This is a genomic window from Pseudomonas silensiensis, assembly GCF_050434865.1.
Taxonomy (GTDB): Bacteria; Pseudomonadota; Gammaproteobacteria; order Pseudomonadales; family Pseudomonadaceae; genus Aquipseudomonas; species Aquipseudomonas fluorescens_W.
The window spans coordinates 139,640-157,720 of the sequence record NZ_JBNDJH010000003.1; the positions used below are offsets into that span (position 1 = coordinate 139,640).

Sequence of the window (18,081 nt, forward strand, 5' to 3'; positions counted from 1 at the left end):
ACAACCATCTGGTTTGTCCGTGACCGTGAGGATTGCTGAATGCCTGATGAGAGTTTGCACCTGCCTGTGGTCAACACCCTGCTGGAGCGCCACAAGGGCACTCCGGGTGCACTGTTGCCCATTCTTCATGATATTCAGGAACGCATCGGTTACATCCCCGATGTGGCCATCCCCGAAATTGCTCACGCCCTCAATCAGAGTCAGGCGGAGGTTCGCGGGGTGATCAGTTTTTACCATGATTTCCGTACTGCGCCGCCGGCCAAGCATATCTTGCGGCTGTGCCGGGCCGAGTCCTGCAAGAGCCGCGGTGCCGAGCAGCTCGCGGCGCAGTTGCGCGAACGTCTGCAACTGGATGACCACGGCAGCAGTGCCGATGGCAGCATCAGTTTGCGTCCGGTGTATTGCCTCGGCGCTTGTGCCTGCTCGCCCGCCCTGGAGCTGGATGGCCGGGTGCATGCGCGGCTCAGTGCTGAGCGTCTGGATGCCTTGCTCGACGCTTGCCAGGAGGATGCATGATGCCGGCTTTCTATTTGTCCTCTGATTCGGTGGCCCGTGCCGTGGGTGCCGAAGAGATTGCGGTGGCCCTTATCACCCATGCCCGGGGACGCTTTGTGCCCCTGGAGTTGCAGCGCACCAGCTCGCGCGGCCTGTATTGGCTGGAACCGCTGCTGGAAGTGGACAGCCCGCAAGGACGGATCGGTTTCGGCCCGTTGACTGCGGCCGATGTGCCGTCAGTGCTCGATGCCTTGCAAGGCGAGCCGTCTGCTCATCCCCTGGCTTTGGGCCTGGTGGAAGAGTTGCCCTACTTGAAGACGCAACAACGCCTGCTGTTCGCCCGCGCCGGTATTACCCAGCCGCTGTCGCTGGACGATTACCTGGATCATGGAGGTTTCGAGGGTTTGAAAAGAGCCGTCACCATCGGTGGCGAACAGACTGCGACTGAGGTATTCGATTCGGGCCTGCGCGGCCGTGGCGGCGCGGCCTTCCCCGCCGGGATCAAATGGCGCACGGTCCGCGCCACCCAAGCTGCTCAGAAATACATTGTGTGCAATGCCGATGAGGGCGACTCAGGCACCTTCGCCGACCGCATGTTGATGGAAGGCGACCCCTTCCTGCTGATCGAAGGCATGGCCATTGCCGGCCTCTGCGTCGGCGCCACCTACGGCTACATCTATGTGCGCTCGGAATATCCGGATGCCGTAATTATCCTGCGCAACGCGCTGCAAATTGCCCGTTCGAACGGTTATCTCGGCGCCAATGTCGCCGGCAGCGGTCAGGCTTTCGATATGGAAGTGCGCGTCGGTGCCGGTGCTTACATCTGCGGTGAAGAAACCGCGCTGCTGGACTCGCTCGAAGGCAAGCGCGGGATCGTCCGCGCCAAGCCGCCAATCCCCGCGTTGCAAGGGCTGTTCGGCTTGCCGACGCTGGTGCACAACGTGCTGACCCTCGCTTCGGTGCCGCTGATTCTGGCCAAGGGTGCGCAGTTCTATCGCGATTACGGCATGGGCCGCTCCCTCGGCACGATGCCCTTCCAGTTAGCGGGCAATATTCGTCACGGCGGGCTGGTGGAACGGGCCTTTGGCCTGACCCTGCGGGAACTGGTGGAAGACTACGGCGGCGGGACAGCCAGTGGCCGACCGCTGAAAGCTGCGCAGGTCGGCGGCCCGCTCGGCACATGGGTGCCGCCGTCGCAATTCGATACGCCGCTGGATTACGAAGCGTTCGCCGCCATCGGCGCGATGCTCGGTCACGGTGGTGTGGTGGTGGCAGATGACACGCTGGATATGGCCCAAATGGCGCGTTTCGCCATGCAGTTTTGCGCCGAGGAATCCTGTGGCAAATGCACGCCGTGCCGCATCGGCTCGACCCGGGGCGTGGAGGTGATCGACCGCCTGCTCGCCGCGCCGGACCAGAGCGGTCGCGAAGAGCAGGTGATCATCCTCAAGGACCTGTGCGACACGATGCAATACGGTTCGCTGTGTGCGTTGGGCGGCATGGCCCCGTTTCCGGTGGCCAGCGCCCTCAAGTATTTTCCCGCTGACTTCGGTCTGCAGCCCTCGGAGGCTGACCAATGATCACTGTATTCGACCCGAAAACCGATATGGACCTGGGCACGCCAGCCCGCGAAAGCCAGGTGCAGGTCACCCTGAACATCGACGGCCGCAGCATCAGCGTGCCCGAAGGCACCTCGGTGATGCGCGCCGCTGCGCTGCTGGGCACCACGATTCCTAAACTGTGCGCCACCGACAGCCTGGAAGCCTTTGGCTCCTGCCGCATGTGCCTGGTGGAAATCGACGGCATGCGCGGCTACCCCGCGTCCTGCACCACGCCGGTGACTGAAGGCATGACCGTGCACACCCAGACGCCGAAGCTTGCGACCCTGCGCCGCAATGTCATGGAGCTGTACATCTCCGATCACCCGCTGGATTGCCTGACCTGCTCGGCCAACGGCAACTGCGAGTTGCAAACCGTCGCCGGCCAGGTCGGCTTGAGGGAAGTGCGTTACGGCTATGAAGGCGAGAACCATCTGGACGACGTGAAGGACACGTCCAACCCCTACTTCGACTACGACCCGAGCAAGTGCATCGTCTGCAACCGCTGCGTGCGTGCCTGTGAAGAAACCCAAGGCACGTTTGCCCTGACCATTACCGGACGCGGTTTCGAATCCCGCGTGGCCGCTGCTGGCGGTGATAATTTCCTCGACTCGGAATGCGTGTCCTGCGGCGCCTGTGTGCAAGCCTGCCCCACCGCGACCCTGATGGAAAAAAGCGTGGTCGAACTGGGTCAGCCGGAACGTAGCGTGATCACCACCTGTGCCTATTGCGGCGTGGGCTGCTCGTTCCGCGCCGAGATGAAAGGCGACCAACTGGTGCGCATGGTTCCGGACAAAAACGGCCACGCCAACCACGGTCACTCCTGCGTCAAAGGGCGCTTTGCCTGGGGCTACGCCACCCACCCGGATCGCATCACCAAGCCGATGATCCGCAAAAACATCAACGATCCCTGGCAGGAAGTCAGCTGGGATGAAGCGGTGACCTACGCCGCCAGCGAATTTCGCCGGTTGCAGCAAAAATACGGTCGCGATTCCATTGGTGGCATCACCTCCAGCCGCTGCACCAACGAAGAAACCTACCTGGTGCAAAAACTGGTGCGCGCCGCGTTCGGCAACAACAACGTCGACACCTGTGCGCGGGTCTGCCACTCGCCGACCGGCTATGGTCTGAAACAAACCTTGGGCGAGTCCGCCGGCACCCAGAGTTTCGACTCGGTGATGCAGGCCGACGTGATCCTGGTGATGGGCGCCAACCCCAGCGACGCCCACCCGGTGTTCGCCTCCCAGCTCAAACGCCGCCTGCGTGAAGGCGCGCGACTGATCGTCATCGACCCACGACGCATTGATCTGGTGGACTCGGTGCATGCCCGCGCCGAACTGCACCTGGCCCTGCGCCCGGGCACCAACGTCGCCATGCTCAATGCGTTGGCCCACACCATCGTGACCGAAGGCCTGCTCAACCAGCCGTTTATCGACGCACGTTGCGAGGGCAACGATTTTGCGCGCTGGAGCGAATTCGTCAGCCGCGCGGAAAACTCGCCGGAAGCCCTTGGACCTGTCTGCGGCGTAGAACCTGCCGACATCCGCGCCGCCGCCCGCCTGTATGCAACCGGTGGCAATGCCGCGATCTATTACGGCCTCGGCGTCACCGAACACAGTCAGGGCAGTACGGCTGTGATGGGCATCGCCAACCTGGCGATGGCCACTGGCAACATCGGCCGCGAAGGCGTGGGCGTGAACCCGCTGCGTGGGCAGAACAACGTTCAGGGTTCCTGCGACATGGGCTCCTTCCCCCACGAGCTGCCCGGCTACCGCCACATCTCCAACGAAGTGGTACGGACGCAGTTCGAACAGGCGTGGAATGTCACTTTGCAACCCGATCCGGGCCTGCGCATTCCCAACATGTTCGAGTCTGCGCTGGCCGGCAGTTTCAAGGGCTTGTATTGCCAGGGCGAAGACATCGCTCAGAGCGATCCGAATACCCAGCATGTCACCGCGGCCCTGTCGGCCATGGAGTGCGTGGTGGTGCAGGACATTTTCCTCAACGAAACCGCCAGGTTCGCCCACGTGTTCCTGCCGGGCGCTTCGTTCCTGGAAAAGGACGGCACTTTCACCAACGCCGAACGACGCATCTCGCGGGTACGCAAAGTCATGGACCCTCTGGGCGGCAAGGCCGACTGGGAGGGCACCGTGGCCCTGGCCAACGCCCTGGGCTACCCGATGAACTACAAACACCCATCGGAAATCATGGATGAAATCGCCAGCCTGACGCCGACCTTCACCAACGTCAGCTACGCCGCACTGGACAGCCACGGCAGCCTGCAATGGCCGTGCAACGCCGAGGCACCGGACGGCACGCCGACCATGCACATCGAGGAATTCGTGCGCGGCAAAGGGCGTTTCATGCTCACCGGCTACGTGCCCACCGAGGAAAAGGTCAACAATCGCTATCCGCTGCTGCTGACCACCGGTCGCATCCTCAGCCAGTACAACGTCGGCGCTCAGACTCGACGGACCGAGAACGTCGCCTGGCACGATGAAGACCGTCTGGAAATCCACCCGACCGACGCCGAGAGTCGTGGCATCAACGAAGGTGACTGGGTCGGCATCGGCAGCCGCGCTGGCCAGACCGTGCTGCGTGCGCGGGTCACCGAACGGGTCGCCCCAGGCGTGGTGTACACCACCTTCCACTTCCCGGAATCGGGGGCCAACGTCATCACCACCGACAACTCCGACTGGGCCACCAACTGTCCGGAGTACAAGGTCACGGCCGTGGAAGTCAGCCGCGTCTACCACCCTTCCGAGTGGCAAAAACGCTATCAGGCATTCAGCGACGAACAGGATCGTCTGCTTAAAGAACGCCGTCAGGCACGTGGTGCCAAAGCCGAGGTGCGCCGATGAGTACGGACAACCTGATCAAGATGGTCAACCAGATCGCCCAGTACTTCGCCACCGAACCCGACCAGCAACAGGCCGTGCTCGGTGTGCGTAATCACCTGCAGATGTACTGGACGCCCGGCATGCGCAAGGAGTTGCTGGCCTGGCAGACGGAGCATCAGGGGGCAGACTTGCACCCACTGGCGCAGGCAGCGGTCAGTGGGGCGGGCTGGGAGGCTTAAGCTCACACGAGCCTTGGGGAGGATTGCCCCTTGGCCTGATGACTGAAAACTGAAAACTGAAAACTGTGGCGAGGGAGCTTGCTCCCGCTGGACTGCGCAGCAGGCCCATTCTTTTTGAAGATAAGGGGGCCGCTTCGCACCCCAGCGGGAGCAAGCTCCCTCGCCACAAGTTTTTTGATCATTTCGACAATATGTGAGCGGTATCGTGAGTCTTTCGGGACTAATGCACCGGCAACACAACCAACGCCTCCAACCCGCCCTTCGACCGATTACGCAGTGTCAGCTCGCCTCCGTGTTCCAGCACAATCGCCCGCGCCGCCGATAACCCCAAACCAACGCCCCCCGTGCTTTTGTTCCGCGAACCTTCCATGCGGAAGAACGGTGCAAAAACCTGTTCAAGACTGGCCTCCGGAATACCCGGCCCACGGTCCAGCACTTTGATCCTCACCTCACCGGCTCCGGGAATCAGTTCCATCGCTGGCTCACTCCCGTACTTGATCGCGTTATCCAGCAGATTGGTCATCACCCGCTTAAGCCCCAGCGGTCGCCCGAAATACACCCACCGCAGCGGCCCACTGAAAGCAATCTCGACACCCTGATCACGGTAATCATCCAGCAGCGTTTGCAGCAGTTCCGCCAGATCAAACTGGGTCGCCGGCTCAAGCCGGGCATCATCGCGGAAGAACTCCAACGCCGAGTTGATCATCGCCTGCATTTCATCCACATCACGAAACAACCGCTGCTGTTGCTCGCTGTCTTCTATGAATTCGCCCCGCAAACGCATCCGCGTCAGAGGCGCGCGCAGGTCGTGGGAGATGGCGGCGAGCATTTGTGTGCGGTCGCGGATGAAGTGTTGCAACTGGGCCTGCATAGCGTTGAAGGCGAGAATTGCCTGGCGGATTTCCTGTGGGCCCAGCGGTTCGATGGGTGGGGCGCGGAAGTCCACGCCGAAGCGTCGGGCACCTTCGGCAAAGTGCTGCAACGGCGTGGCAAGGCGCCGGGTGGCGATCAGCGCGACCAGGGCGGTGGAGATCAGCACCAGCAGGATCACGATCAGGTAGCGTGGCGTTTCGTCGAGGCCCCAACTGCGCGAGGGCGCGGAGAACATCAGCCATGTCGAATCCGATAGCTCGATCAGCAGCGCGTAATGCGCGTCCGCCGTGTGCTCCGTCCAGTCGGCTGGCTCATAGGCTTCGATGCGCCGGTCAGGGGCTCTGAGCATCGGCTGCAGAATGGTCGAGCCGATGTCGGACTTCGGATCGTCCACGGCCGGCAGATTGAGATCGTGGCGGTCCGGGTGCCAACTGACGGTGAAGCCGTTCTCGCTGGCGGCTTGCGCCAACGGGTTGCGCAGGGGCGCAGGAGCGGCCTCGATGATGCGGCTGATGGCGGCAGCTTTTTCCAGCAGGCCGGTTTCGGTCAGCGGCGGGCGCGCCCAGACGCCGGCCAGTTGAATAAACAGCCCGTTGAGCGCCAGTGAAATGAGCATGGCCAAAATGATCGTCAAGGCGATCCAGCGCGCGACCGTGTCCCGACGAATCCGCTTCAACCAACTCATCGCCGCGTCACGCTGGGCGTGAACAGGTAACCGCCGTTGCGCACGGTGCGTATCATCGCCGGCCGTTTGGTGTCGGACTCGAGTTTGCGCCGCAGGCGGCTGACTTGAACGTCGATGCTGCGATCGAACGCTTCATGGCAATGCCCACGCGCCAGGTCCAGCAATTGCTCGCGGGTGAGGATGCGCTGCGGGTGTTCGACGAAGACCAGCAGCAAGTCAAACTCACCGGCCGACAGCGGAATCATCACATTGTCCGGCGAACGCAGCTCCCGACGGGTGACGTCCAGGTGCCAGTCGGCGAAGTCGATCAGCGGCCGTGGCCGTTCCTGCGATACCGGACGGCGCTCGTCCACGCGGCGCAGCACGGCGCGCACGCGGGCCAGCAGTTCGCGGGCGTCGAAGGGTTTGGTCAGGTAATCGTCAGCGCCCAGTTCCAGGCCGACCACCCGGTCGCTGAGTTCACCCATGGCCGTGAGCATGATCACCGGCATTGCGTAGCGAATCCGCAGTTGCTGGCACAGAATCAGCCCGCTGTCCCCCGGCAACATCACGTCAAGAATGATCAGGTCTGGCGGCTGGCGCTCGATGGCCGCCCACAGCGACGCGCCGTCGGTGGCGACTTCGACGCTATAGCCGTGTTGCACGAAGAATTTTTTCAGTAGATCGAGGACCTCAAGGTCGTCGTCCACAATTAAAAGACTGTTCACCAAAGGTCACTTAAGGGGCGAATGGAACCGCCATCTAAAACTATTCACGGCAGCGCGTCATATATTTCAATCCTGCAATAAACCAGACATCTTTGAGCAAGGCTTGGGGCTCAGCATCTCGGCGAATTCCTCCCGAGAATCGCGTCCATGTTGCCTTTCAAGTGTGCTCCCTGGCTGACCCGCAACACCTCGATTGCTGTGCTGACCGCAGGCCTGGCGGGCTGCAGCAGTCAGCCGCCGTCCACCACCGAGGTGAGTTGCGCCGACATCGCCTATTCGGTGTACGACCCGGCGGAACCATTCAATCGTGGGGTCTTCGCGTTTAACCGGGTGGTCGATGACTACGCCCTGGCGCCGGTCGCTCGCGGCTATCGCTACTCGCCGGACTTTTTCCAGACCGGTGTGCATAACTTTGTCACGAACTTTGGCGAGCCCAAGGTGTTCATCAATGACCTGCTGCAAGGCAACCCGATGCGCTCGGCCAATACACTGGGGCGTTTCGTGCTCAACACCACCGTCGGCGTGGTGGGCTTGATCGACGTCTCCGGCATGGCCGGCATCCCGCGTCACGACGCAGATTTCGGTCAGACATTCGGCGTGTGGGGCATCGGCAACGGGCCGATCGTCGAACTGCCTTTGCTCGGCACTTCCAACAGCCGCGACGCCGTCGGCCGCGTGCTCGGTTTTGTGATCGATCCGTTCGGTAGCAACAGCGACACCGTGGACACGTTGTCCACCATCAGCACTGTCGGCGGCATCGTCGATGACCGCGCAGAAGCCTTACCGCTGACCGACAGCCTGCAAAAACTGCCGGACTACTACAGCGCGTTACGCAACGTAGTCGCCGAGCATCGTGCCGCTTACGTGGTCGATGGCAAACAAGGCTCGGCGCAGACAACCAAACATCAATGCACAGGAGCACCGGCCGATGGTTTCTGAAGGCAATAGCCTGATTCTGCAGCAACGGGTCATCCAGCCCGACCCGGCCACTTTGAACTGTCGGGAAATTACCCTGCGCCTGTCAGCGGACTGTCGCCATCTGGTACTCACCCGCTACACCGAACACTATGGCCCGGCGCTGGTGCGATGGATCGAGCGTAGCCACACGGTGTCCGTGACGGAGCTGTTTCGCTGGCTCGTGGCCAATGGCGAGACGGATGTAATAAAGGCCGACAGCGAGCAGTTGCCTTGATTGTCAGATTCGGGCCCGTTGCGTTTCATTGACGTCAGCTGCGTTATCATCCCGCGCTTCTCTGTTCCAAAAACCCGGATATCCATGTCTTTGCCGCTGCCTGACAATCATCAATCCCTGCCACCCGTCCTGGTCGGGCCGCTGTTGCGGCGGCTGGAACCGACGCGGTTGGTGATGTGGCTGGTGGGGTCGCGGGCGTTGACGCTGACGTTGTGTCTGCAAGATCGCGACGCTATCCACCTCGATGCGAGACAGTGCACGGTCATTGCGGTGGGCACCCAGGCCTTTGTTCATTTGATCGACGTGTCGCTGGACACCGCCCTACCCTGCGACACGTTAATCGAATACGACCTGCTGATTGACGACACTGGCGCCGGCATCGCCGATTGGGCCCCGCACTTGCTGTACCGCAACGCCCGTTGCCCAAACTTCGTCCTGCGTAAACGGGCCGATCATCTGTTGCACGGCTCCTGCCGCAAACCTCACCATCCGGCCCCGGACGGTTTGCTGTGCGTCGATCGTTTGCTGGAGGCCGAGCCGGACGCACACAAACGCCCGGCGCTGTTGATGATGAGCGGCGATCAGGTTTATGCCGACGATGTCGCGGGCCCGATGCTGCGAGCCATCCATGCCTTGATCAAGCGACTGGGGCTGTTCGAAGAGCACCTCGAAGGCGCGGTGGTCAGCGACAGCGCCAAGCTCTACGAGCACCCCGCCAGCTACTACCATCGTGCGGATTTGTTACCGGCGCTGGAGAGCAACGAAACCCTGCGCGAGCGATTTTTCGGTGGGGCGCGTAAGCCGATTTTCACCAGCAGCAGTGCCGATAACCATCTGGTGACGTTCGCCGAAGTCATGGCCATGTACCTGCTGGTCTGGTCGCCGACACCCTGGACCTTGATCGCCCCGCAACCACCGGCACTGACGCCTGCAAGACGCGAGCGTTATGCCCTTGAGCAGACGCGCATCGATGGCTTCCAGGCCGGTCTGGGAGGCGTCGCCCGAGCACTCGCTCACCTGCCGTGCCTGATGATTTTCGACGACCACGATATTACCGATGACTGGAATCTTTCCGCGCAATGGGAGGAAACGGCCTACGGCCATCCGTTCTCCCGGCGCATCATCGGCAACGCGCTGATTGCTTACATGCTGTGCCAGGGCTGGGGCAACAACCCGGATGCGTTCGGCGCGGTGCTGAATAAGGCGGGAGGATTGAGCGCGACCGGGCATGACCGCTACCTTGACAGTGACATTCAGGACGCGTTGATTGATGAACTGCTGAGATTTCAGAACTGGCATTACGTGTTGCCCACCCGCCCGGCCATCGTCGTGCTCGACACCCGCACCCGGCGCTGGCGCAGTGAGATGAACCTCAAGCAGCCTTCGGGTCTGCTGGACTGGGAAGCCCTCAGCGAACTGCAACAGGATCTGCTCGATCACCCTTCGGCAATCATCGTTTCGCCGGCACCGATCTTCGGCGTAAAACTGATCGAAACCGTGCAGCGCGTCTTCAGTTGGTGCGGTTATCCCCTGCTGGTGGATGCCGAAAACTGGATGGCCCATCGCGGTGCGGCCCAGGTGATCCTGAACATTTTCCGACACTCGCGCACACCCGGTAACTACGTGGTGCTGTCGGGTGATGTGCATTATTCCTTCGTCTACGAAGTACTGATCCGACACCGCAAGGCCGGCCCGCGCATCTGGCAGATCACCAGCAGCGGTATCAAAAACGAATTTCCGCCGGCGCTGCTCGAGTGGTTCGACCGCCTCAACCGCTGGCTCTACTCGCCCCGCTCGCCGCTCAACTGGCTGACCAAACGCCGACGCATGCGCATTGTTCCCCATGTCCCGGAACATGCTGAAGCGGGTGAACGACTTTGGAATTCGGCGGGGATCGGGCAAGTGTTCTTTAATGAAAAAGGACAGCCGCAAGAGATCTATCAGCACAACTCAAACGGTTCGCCGAAGACCCGGATGGTTGCGCCTGAGAATGATGACTGAAGGCTGATCGTTCCCACGCTCTGCGTACAAGATCGGCGTTGCTCATGAACCTCACCCGAACCCTGATCATCGGCAACTCCGGTTCCGGCAAAAGCTGGCTGGCCGAACGTCTGGCCAACCACCTGCAAGTGCCGTGGGTCGATCTCGATTCGATTCACTGGTTGTCCGACGAACACAGCATCGCCCGCCCCCGTGCCGAGGCGCTGGGCATGGCACGGGTGGTGGCCAGTGAAGAGCGCTGGGTGATCGAAGGCGTTTACGGCTGGATCATCAGCGAACTCTTGCCCCGGGCGACAGCACTGATCTGGCTGTGTCTTGATGATGAAGAATGTGTCGCCAATGTTCGTCAGCGAGAAGCACAGCGGGACAAGAATGACGAGTTGTTGATTGCGTTGCTCGACTGGGCCGGCAGCTATCGTATGCGCGAAGAGTCCAGTGGATTTGCCGCGCATCAGCGTCTGTTCGAAGAGTTTAGCGGTTCGAAACGGCAACTCGTGAGCCGAGCGCAAATGAATGATTTTATCCATTCTCCACCCCGCACCTGGCGCATTTGAGCGCTGGGGATGGCGTGTTAATCGGATCGGGATTACATCGATCACGGAAACGTCTCGAAGAATCATCGGCGATACTCAGTACAAACGTAGATGCATCGTCTGCGTAACGACCACTCGTAGGTATCACCTTGTCATCCTGTACTCATTTCTGTACGTTCTTTGCATTGAGCGAGGACTACAACATGCAAACCATTAACTACACCACAGCACGTGCACACCTTGCAGAAACCATGGATCGGGTAAATGAAGACCGCGCCCCATTGTTGGTAACGCGCCAGAAAGGCGAACCCGTGGTGATGATGTCTCTGGCGGAATACAACGCCCTCGAAGAGACAGCCTATCTGCTTCGTTCTCCTGCCAATGCTGAACGTCTGATCAAATCGATCGGCAACCTGCGAGCAGGGAAAACCAAAGCAAGGCAACTCATCGAAGAATGAATATCGAGTTCACTACAGAAGGTTGGGACGACTACCTATGGTTCCAACAAAACGACAAGGCCGGCCTCAAACGAATCAACCTGTTGATTAAAGCGATTCAGCGGGAGCCATTTGAAGGCGTGGGTAAACCTGAGCCGCTCAAACACAATTTGAGCGGCTTCTGGTCTCGGCGAATCACTGCCGAGCATCGCTTGGTCTACGCAGTCGAGGACGGTGAAATACGCATCGTGATGTGTAGATACCACTACTGAGATAAATCTCAGGCCACTTTCACCGCCCGACAAACCCCTCTGACAATCATCTCCACTTCCCGCTCATCAATTGTCAGCGGCGGCAGCAAGCGAATGGTCTTGCCCCGTGTCACGTTGATCAGCAAACCGTGATCCCGCGCTGCGATCAGGGTCAGGTCGCGAATCGGCTGTTTGAGTTCGATGCCAATCATCAATCCCAGGCCGCGGATCTCCAGGACGTTCGGGTCGTCCGCCAATTCGATGCGCAATCTGGCCAGCAAACGCTCGCCCTGAAGTTTGGCGTTTTCCAGCAGCCCTTGTTCTTCGATGATTTCCAGCACGGTGCAACCGACCCGGCAGGCCAGTGGATTGCCGCCGAAGGTGCTGCCGTGACTGCCGGGGGTAAAGAGGTCGGCGGCTTTGCCTCGGGCCAGGCAGGCGCCGATTGGAATACCGTTGCCGAGGCCTTTGGCCAGGGTCATGACGTCCGGAACGATGCCTTCGTGCTGAAAGGCGAACCACTGGCCGGTGCGGCCAATGCCGGTCTGGATTTCGTCGAGCATCAACAACCACGAGCGCCGAGTGCAGAGTTCGCGAATGGCTTTCAAATAACCGGGCGGGGCCATTTGGACACCACTTTCACCCTGAATCGGTTCCATCAGGATCGCCACAATGCGCAGGCCGTGAGTTTGCTGCACCTTTTCCAGCGCCTTGAGGTCACCGAATGGCACTTTGACGAAGTCCCCCGGCAACTCGTTGAAGCCCAGGCGCACGGCCGGGCCATCACTGGCGGACAAGGTGCCCAGGGTCCGGCCGTGAAAAGCGTTTTCCATGACCACCACCAGCGGTTGTTCAATGCCTTTTTGCCAGCCATACAACCGAGCGAGTTTCAGCGCCGTCTCGTTGGCTTCGGCACCGGAGTTGTTGAAGAAGGCTCGCTCCATGCCCGCCAATTGCGTCAATTTCTGCGCCAGCCGCTGTTGCCAATCAATGCTGTAGAGGTTGGAAGTGTGCAACAGCAACCCGGCCTGTTCGCTGATGGCCGAGACAATTTTCGGATGGGAGTGACCGACGTTGGTCACTGCCACGCCCGCCACCGCGTCCAGGTATTCACGACCCGCCTGATCCCACAGGCGTGTGCCCAGGCCCTTGCTGAAACCCAAGGCCAAGGGTTGGTAAGTGGTCATCAGGCAGGCGGCGGTCATGACATTAAGCTCCATCAATGGTCGGTGTTTTTGCAGTATGGTTAGCCACCTGAGCTAGATAAACGCTGCAACACTTCAATCATTTTAAAGCTGGGCTTGATAATGGATTTATTCCAGGCAATGACCGTTTACGTCAAAGTGGTGGAAACCGGCAGCATGACCGCCGCCGCGTTGCAGTGCGAAATGTCCACCACCATGGTCGGCAATCACCTGCGGGCGCTGGAGCAACGCCTGGGTGTGCGCCTGCTCCACCGAACGACGCGACGCCAGCGGTTAACGGAATTTGGCACTGCGTATTACCAGCGCTGCCTCGAAGTGCTGGGGCTGGTGGCCGACTCCGAACGGTTGGCCGAGCAAGCCCTCGACGAACCCAGTGGCACCTTGCGCATCACCGCACCGCTGACGTTCGGCAGCGAAAAACTGGCGCCAGCCCTGAGTGAATTCACCCTGCTGTGTCCACGCGTCAAATTGGATGTGGTCCTCACCAATCGCCGTCCGGACCTGATCGAAAACGGTTTCGACGTGGCATTTCGTCTGGGCAATACCGAGGAGGCCCACTTGATCGCCCGTCCACTCCTCGACTACAGCCTGACCATGTGTGCATCACCGGAGTACCTGGCGCGCAAAGGCACACCGCAGAAACCTGACGATCTGCAACACCACGACTGTCTGTCCTTTGCCTATCCGGCCGGGGATGACTGGCAGTCGGTGGAAAAACATTGGCGCCTGACCGGTCCCGAAGGCGAAGTGGCGGTAGCGGTCAATGGACCGATGCTGATCAACAGTTCGGCAGGACTGCATCAAGCGGCGCGAACCGGCATGGGCATCGTTGTGTTGCCTGATGCGTTGATGGAGCAAGATCTCAAGGACGGAAAACTGGTGGCATTGATGCCCAATTACTTGCCGCCGAGCCGACCGATGAACCTGATGTATGCCCAGGATCGCTACCGTTTGCCAAAACTGCGTAGTTTCGTCGACTTTGCCTTGCAGAGATGGGGCAAGCACTAGCGGGCTCAATACGCCATCGACTAATCTCCTCGACAGGCGGGTCACTTAGATATCAGGGCGGCAGGGAGTGCGGAGATGGGTGAAGCGTCGAATATCGAGCCATTGAAGTTCAATCTGTCGGATTTGAACGAAGACATGCTGCACACCATTCTGGAGCTGGTCAGCGACGGCATCTGGGACTGGAACGCCAACACCGGGTTCGTCTATCGCAACCCCGGGTGGTACGAGATGCTCGGCTACCCGCCTCATTCCCTGGATAACAACGTGTTGACCTGGGAAAACGTGATCCATCCCGACGATTACCAGCAGGTCATGACGCTGTTCGATGACTACCTGAATCAGCGCGCACCCGGCTATCAGGCCGAGTATCGCTGCCGCATGCAGAATGGCAGCTATATCTGGATCGAAGACCGTGGCTACGTACTGGCACGCAATGCCGACGGCTCGGTGGCGCGGATGGTCGGCGCGCACCGCAGCATTGAAGACAAGAAGCGTCTGTACGAAGCACTTGAACGGCGCAACCAATCCCTGGAAGCGATCGTTGAAGAACGCACCCGAGAACTGTCTCGCGTCAATCAGCAACTGCAAATCCAACTCGAAGAAAACCGAAAACTGGCGGAAACCGACACACTGACCTCAATCGCCAATCGTTACCTTCTGGAAAAAGCCCTGCCCCAGGAATGCGACCGCGCCCAACGCTTTCGACAACCGCTGTCGCTGATTGCGATGGACATCGACGACTTCAAGAACATCAACGATCACTATGGCCACGCGCTGGGCGATGCAGCATTGGTGCAGGTGATCGAGAGCGTGAAGCACTGCGTACGCGAGGGTGATCTGCTCGCCCGTTGGGGTGGCGATGAGTTCATCCTGATCCTTCCCAATACACCACTCGCCGACGCCCGGACCCTCGCCGAACGTATCCGCCATGACCTCGCAAGCCTGCTGCCAGTGGGGGACTTTCAAGTGACCATGAGTTTTGGCGTGGTTCAGCGCTTTGACGAAGAACAACAGACCGGACTGCTGGCCAGGGCCGATCAGGCGCTGTATCGGTCGAAGATCGCGGGCAAGAATGTGATTTCCGGATGAACAACGCCTTGCATGTCCGCGATGTACTCCCTTCGGAAGTCGAGTCCGTGCGCCTTTTCCTGGGGCAAAACGGATGGGCTCACCGCACAGGTTCCGCTAAACATTTTGCTCAGTTGATCACTCACTCCCAACGCACAGCCCTTGCTATGAAGGACTCCAAAATTATTGGTTTTGCCCGAGGCATCACAGACGGCCTATCAAACGGTTATCTGTCGATGGTCGTTGTCTGTGGACAACATCGACGTGAAGGTGTCGGGCGCGCGCTGGTCGAGCATGTCATGGGCGAGAACACCGACATGACCTGGGTTCTGCGAGCAGGCCGGGAAGGTGCTTCGGATTTCTTTTCAAGCCTGGGGTTTGAAACCTCGACCATTGCGATGGAGCGCCCGCGTCGTAAATAGCCAACCCGCCATTCACATCCCCGCCTTCACCAACACCGGTTTCTCCTGGTACCGATCCGGATAAAGCTTTTTCAGCTGCGCGACCTTCGGTAGATCGTTGATCACAATGTACGGATAGGTCGGGTGCTCGGTCAGAAAGTCCTGATGTTCCTCCTCCGCCGGGTAGAAACCGTTGTAGGTCTCCAGCTTGGTGACAATGGGTTTGTTGAACGAACGAGTAGCGTCCAGCTGGGCGATGTAGGCCTGGGCGACACGTTGCTGTTCGCTGTTTTCCGGGAAAAGCGCCGAGCGATACTGAGTGCCGTGGTCAGGTCCCTGACGGTTGAGTTCGGTAGGGTTGTGAGCCACCGAGAAGTAGATTTGCAGCAAGGTACCGTAGCTGACCTGACGGGGGTCGAAGGTGACTTCGACGGATTCCGCATGACCGGTATCGCCACTGCTGACCCGCTCGTACTGAGCCGTGTTGGCTGCACCGCCGGCGTAACCGGAGACCGCATTCTTCACCCCTTTGACATGCTGGAACACACCTTGAACGCCCCAGAAGCAACCGCCAGCAAACACTGCGGTTTCGCTGTGGGCCTGGGTGGTTTCGTCGAGGGTGGGTGGAGGAATGATGACCGCGTCTTCCGCCGCACCGAAGGAGAACGCCAGGCATTGGCCGATGACGCCGGCACCGGCCAGGCCCAACAGGGTGCGGCGCCAGGTGAATAGGGTTTTCATGAGGCTGATTCCTGAATGAATGGGATGACGATCAACCGAACGTAAACGCATACGCCGACACTCCGGAGTCGAGAAACTCGATGCTGAAGGTCCGATCCGTCACGCCACCGGTTTGGCGCACCAATTGGTACAAGCGTTGTTCAGTCACGCTGCCGCTACCGTCGGGCGCCACGTCGGTACCGTGGGCATCGCCGGGGACTTTTCCGTCAATCAACACTTTGAAACGCACCGGTTTACCGTCAGTGCCAGGCCCCAGCACCAGGTGCAGATCGCGGGCATGGAAGCGGTAGACGATGCGACTGGCCGGGGCGCTAGAAGTCGCTCGCTCCGAGCCGACATTCCATTGACCGGCCAGGCTCCAGTCGTTGAGTGCCAATTGTGATGGAGCGCTATAGGCCGACACTTTGTCCGGCACCAGGCTGGTTTCAGGCACGAAATGCTCGGCACGCTGGTAGCCGACATAGGTTTCCGGCGATTGCACTTCGTTCATGTCAGGAGCCAGTTGAACACCTTCGGCGCTGGCATTGATCAGGCCGTCCGCGACCTTCGCGGCACCTGCTTCGCGCAGCAGTTGCTGGATCACCCGCTCCGATTCGGCGTACTCGCCCTCGCCAAAATGGTGATAACGGATGCGACCTTGAGCGTCGGCAAAGTAGTGGGCCGGCCAGTATTGGTTGTTGAACGCTCGCCAGACCTTGAAGTCATTATCGATGGCCACCGGGTAGTTGATGCCCAGGTCCTTCATGGCTTTGGTGACATTGCCTACGTCTCGCTCGAAAGCAAACTCTGGCGCATGGACGCCAATCACCACCAATCCCTGATCGCGGTACTTCTCGGCCCAAGCCTTCACATAGGGCAGTGTGCGCAGGCAATTGATGCAGGAGTAAGTCCAGAAATCCACCAGCACGACTTTGCCTTTCAAGGCCTGCGCTGTGAGGGGTGGCGAGTTGAGCCATTGCACCGCGCCATCCAGCGGTGGAAGGTTGCCTTCAATCGGCAATGCGTCCGGCGCTTTGTCAGCCGCTTTCATTGCACTTCCCGAACTCGGAACCTGCGCCATCATCGCCCCGCTACCATTTGGTGATTTGCCGGCCAGCCGCCCCACCAACGCCTGCTCGATACCGCCGGTGGACGCCGTCGAAACCCGCGCCAGAATCCCGGTGTCGAGCCCCAGGGCGATGGCCGCGACACCGGCCAGCATCATGGCGCCCAGACCTCGACGCAGCCACTCGCCAGCGCCGATGGAACGCTTCATTGCCGCAAAGACTTTACCGCCCAGCAGCAACGCCACCGCGAGGGAAGTTGCAGCACCCGCGGCGTAGGCCAGCAACAACAAGGTGGTTGCGATGCTTGCCCCTTGCAGCGCTGCCCCGGTCAGCAACAGACCCAGAATCGGCCCGGCGCACGGCGCCCAGAGCAGGCCCGTGGCGACACCGATCAGGAACGAAGCGCCGGGACGCGGCCGTGCATCGGCGCCCGCGGCTTCCGACAACCGACTGCCCGCTGCCACCAGTGGTCGGGTCAGACGCTCGGCCAATTGAGGCAACAACAGCGTCAGCCCGAACAGAGCAACGAACAGCAACGCGAGCCAGCGACCATACTGATTGACTTGCACCACCCAACCACCGCCCACCGCCGCCAGCGAGGCGACGAGCGCAAAAGTCAGTGCCATTCCCGCCAATAGCGGCAACCCGCTCTTCATAAACGGCTGCCCGGTGCGAGCGAAGACAAAGGGCAGCACCGGCAGGATGCACGGGCTGACAATCGTCAGCACACCACCGAGATAAGCGAGGACCAGAAGCCACAT

At 60.3% G+C, this 18,081-nt stretch carries 18 protein-coding genes; 13 read left to right on the plus strand and 5 right to left on the minus strand.

All coding sequences use genetic code 11. From position 1 onward, the window contains the following. Positions 1–39 precede the first annotated feature (39 nt). The 4 genes from QF010_RS05255 to QF010_RS05270 are packed head-to-tail and all read left to right on the plus strand — an operon-like array spanning position 40 to position 5,172. Positions 40–516 (plus strand): formate dehydrogenase subunit gamma, encoded by a 477-nt coding sequence (locus tag QF010_RS05255; protein ID WP_429532543.1) that lies wholly within the window; start codon positions 40–42, stop codon positions 514–516. Continuing rightward, the gene (locus QF010_RS05260) at positions 513–2,075 is read left to right on the plus strand and encodes a formate dehydrogenase beta subunit (protein WP_082459275.1); all 1,563 of its coding nucleotides are present in this window, start codon (positions 513–515) and stop codon (positions 2,073–2,075) included. Before QF010_RS05255 ends, QF010_RS05260 begins: the two co-directional genes overlap by 4 nt. Then, positions 2,072–4,954, plus strand: a complete 2,883-nt coding sequence (fdhF, locus tag QF010_RS05265) for a formate dehydrogenase subunit alpha (protein WP_429532544.1) — start codon at positions 2,072–2,074, stop codon at positions 4,952–4,954. Before QF010_RS05260 ends, fdhF begins: the two co-directional genes overlap by 4 nt. Beyond that, positions 4,951–5,172, plus strand: a complete 222-nt coding sequence (locus tag QF010_RS05270; RefSeq protein ID WP_033061439.1) for a formate dehydrogenase subunit delta — start codon at positions 4,951–4,953, stop codon at positions 5,170–5,172. Before fdhF ends, QF010_RS05270 begins: the two co-directional genes overlap by 4 nt. 220 nt (positions 5,173–5,392) lie before the next feature. Here QF010_RS05270 and QF010_RS05275 read toward each other — a convergent pair whose 3' ends face one another. Both QF010_RS05275 and QF010_RS05280 read right to left on the minus strand, forming a co-directional pair. Then, positions 5,393–6,730: an ATP-binding protein gene (locus QF010_RS05275; RefSeq protein WP_429532545.1), complete on the minus strand. Its 1,338-nt coding sequence runs from the start codon at positions 6,728–6,730 to the stop codon at positions 5,393–5,395. Then, on the minus strand, positions 6,727–7,437 hold the full coding sequence (locus QF010_RS05280; RefSeq protein WP_033061436.1) for a response regulator: 711 nt from the start codon (positions 7,435–7,437) through the stop codon (positions 6,727–6,729). Before QF010_RS05280 ends, QF010_RS05275 begins: the two co-directional genes overlap by 4 nt. Positions 7,438–7,584: 147 nt before the next feature. Between QF010_RS05280 and QF010_RS05285 the strand changes: the two genes are divergently transcribed. From QF010_RS05285 to QF010_RS05310, 6 genes are all read left to right on the plus strand, one after another. Further along, on the plus strand, positions 7,585–8,376 hold the full coding sequence (locus QF010_RS05285) for an MlaA family lipoprotein (RefSeq protein ID WP_429532546.1): 792 nt from the start codon (positions 7,585–7,587) through the stop codon (positions 8,374–8,376). Beyond that, positions 8,366–8,629, plus strand: coding sequence for a hypothetical protein (locus tag QF010_RS05290; protein WP_046056936.1), 264 nt, complete (start codon positions 8,366–8,368; stop codon positions 8,627–8,629). Before QF010_RS05285 ends, QF010_RS05290 begins: the two co-directional genes overlap by 11 nt. 84 nt (positions 8,630–8,713) lie before the next feature. Next, on the plus strand, positions 8,714–10,630 hold the full coding sequence (locus QF010_RS05295) for an alkaline phosphatase D family protein (RefSeq protein ID WP_429532547.1): 1,917 nt from the start codon (positions 8,714–8,716) through the stop codon (positions 10,628–10,630). Positions 10,631–10,674: 44 nt separating this feature from the next. Continuing rightward, the gene (locus QF010_RS05300; RefSeq protein WP_429532548.1) at positions 10,675–11,184 is read left to right on the plus strand and encodes a P-loop NTPase family protein; all 510 of its coding nucleotides are present in this window, start codon (positions 10,675–10,677) and stop codon (positions 11,182–11,184) included. A 182-nt stretch (positions 11,185–11,366) separates the two neighbouring features. Then, the gene (locus QF010_RS05305; protein ID WP_082069261.1) at positions 11,367–11,621 is read left to right on the plus strand and encodes a type II toxin-antitoxin system prevent-host-death family antitoxin; all 255 of its coding nucleotides are present in this window, start codon (positions 11,367–11,369) and stop codon (positions 11,619–11,621) included. Next, the gene (locus QF010_RS05310) at positions 11,618–11,872 is read left to right on the plus strand and encodes a Txe/YoeB family addiction module toxin (protein ID WP_033061429.1); all 255 of its coding nucleotides are present in this window, start codon (positions 11,618–11,620) and stop codon (positions 11,870–11,872) included. Before QF010_RS05305 ends, QF010_RS05310 begins: the two co-directional genes overlap by 4 nt. Before the next feature lie 8 nt (positions 11,873–11,880). On the opposite strand, the gene QF010_RS05315 is transcribed toward QF010_RS05310, so the two are convergent. Next, the gene (locus QF010_RS05315) at positions 11,881–13,056 is read right to left on the minus strand and encodes an aspartate aminotransferase family protein (protein ID WP_033061428.1); all 1,176 of its coding nucleotides are present in this window, start codon (positions 13,054–13,056) and stop codon (positions 11,881–11,883) included. Positions 13,057–13,158: 102 nt separating this feature from the next. Between QF010_RS05315 and QF010_RS05320 the strand changes: the two genes are divergently transcribed. From QF010_RS05320 to QF010_RS05330, 3 genes are all read left to right on the plus strand, one after another. Further along, complete coding sequence (locus tag QF010_RS05320; RefSeq protein ID WP_429511026.1) at positions 13,159–14,064, plus strand: LysR family transcriptional regulator; 906 nt, start codon at positions 13,159–13,161, stop codon at positions 14,062–14,064. A 75-nt stretch (positions 14,065–14,139) separates the two neighbouring features. Further along, complete coding sequence (locus QF010_RS05325; RefSeq protein ID WP_429532549.1) at positions 14,140–15,153, plus strand: sensor domain-containing diguanylate cyclase; 1,014 nt, start codon at positions 14,140–14,142, stop codon at positions 15,151–15,153. Next, the gene (locus QF010_RS05330) at positions 15,150–15,554 is read left to right on the plus strand and encodes a GNAT family N-acetyltransferase (protein ID WP_429532550.1); all 405 of its coding nucleotides are present in this window, start codon (positions 15,150–15,152) and stop codon (positions 15,552–15,554) included. Before QF010_RS05325 ends, QF010_RS05330 begins: the two co-directional genes overlap by 4 nt. Before the next feature lie 12 nt (positions 15,555–15,566). On the opposite strand, the gene msrA is transcribed toward QF010_RS05330, so the two are convergent. Further along, the gene (gene msrA, locus QF010_RS05335; protein WP_429532551.1) at positions 15,567–16,274 is read right to left on the minus strand and encodes a peptide-methionine (S)-S-oxide reductase MsrA; all 708 of its coding nucleotides are present in this window, start codon (positions 16,272–16,274) and stop codon (positions 15,567–15,569) included. Positions 16,275–16,305: 31 nt separating this feature from the next. Beyond that, entirely contained in the window at positions 16,306–18,081 is a 1,776-nt protein-coding gene (locus QF010_RS05340) for a cytochrome c biogenesis protein DipZ (protein WP_429532552.1), read from the minus strand.

Bases quoted from the DNA above. Each gene is read 5' to 3' on its own strand.
- QF010_RS05255 (WP_429532543.1), top strand. From the start codon at position 40: ATGCCTGATGAGAGTTTGCACCTGCCTGTGGTCAACACCCTGCTGGAG.
- QF010_RS05260 (WP_082459275.1), top strand. From the start codon at position 513: ATGATGCCGGCTTTCTATTTGTCCTCTGATTCGGTGGCCCGTGCCGTG.
- fdhF (WP_429532544.1), top strand. From the start codon at position 2,072: ATGATCACTGTATTCGACCCGAAAACCGATATGGACCTGGGCACGCCA.
- QF010_RS05270 (WP_033061439.1), top strand. From the start codon at position 4,951: ATGAGTACGGACAACCTGATCAAGATGGTCAACCAGATCGCCCAGTAC.
- QF010_RS05275 (WP_429532545.1), bottom strand. From the start codon at position 6,730: ATGAGTTGGTTGAAGCGGATTCGTCGGGACACGGTCGCGCGCTGGATC.
- QF010_RS05285 (WP_429532546.1), top strand. From the start codon at position 7,585: ATGTTGCCTTTCAAGTGTGCTCCCTGGCTGACCCGCAACACCTCGATT.
- QF010_RS05290 (WP_046056936.1), top strand. From the start codon at position 8,366: ATGGTTTCTGAAGGCAATAGCCTGATTCTGCAGCAACGGGTCATCCAG.
- QF010_RS05295 (WP_429532547.1), top strand. From the start codon at position 8,714: ATGTCTTTGCCGCTGCCTGACAATCATCAATCCCTGCCACCCGTCCTG.
- QF010_RS05300 (WP_429532548.1), top strand. From the start codon at position 10,675: ATGAACCTCACCCGAACCCTGATCATCGGCAACTCCGGTTCCGGCAAA.
- QF010_RS05305 (WP_082069261.1), top strand. From the start codon at position 11,367: ATGCAAACCATTAACTACACCACAGCACGTGCACACCTTGCAGAAACC.
- QF010_RS05310 (WP_033061429.1), top strand. From the start codon at position 11,618: ATGAATATCGAGTTCACTACAGAAGGTTGGGACGACTACCTATGGTTC.
- QF010_RS05315 (WP_033061428.1), bottom strand. From the start codon at position 13,056: ATGACCGCCGCCTGCCTGATGACCACTTACCAACCCTTGGCCTTGGGT.
- QF010_RS05320 (WP_429511026.1), top strand. From the start codon at position 13,159: ATGGATTTATTCCAGGCAATGACCGTTTACGTCAAAGTGGTGGAAACC.
- QF010_RS05325 (WP_429532549.1), top strand. From the start codon at position 14,140: ATGGGTGAAGCGTCGAATATCGAGCCATTGAAGTTCAATCTGTCGGAT.
- QF010_RS05330 (WP_429532550.1), top strand. From the start codon at position 15,150: ATGAACAACGCCTTGCATGTCCGCGATGTACTCCCTTCGGAAGTCGAG.
- msrA (WP_429532551.1), bottom strand. From the start codon at position 16,274: ATGAAAACCCTATTCACCTGGCGCCGCACCCTGTTGGGCCTGGCCGGT.
- QF010_RS05340 (WP_429532552.1), bottom strand. From the start codon at position 18,081: ATGTGGCTTCTGGTCCTCGCTTATCTCGGTGGTGTGCTGACGATTGTC.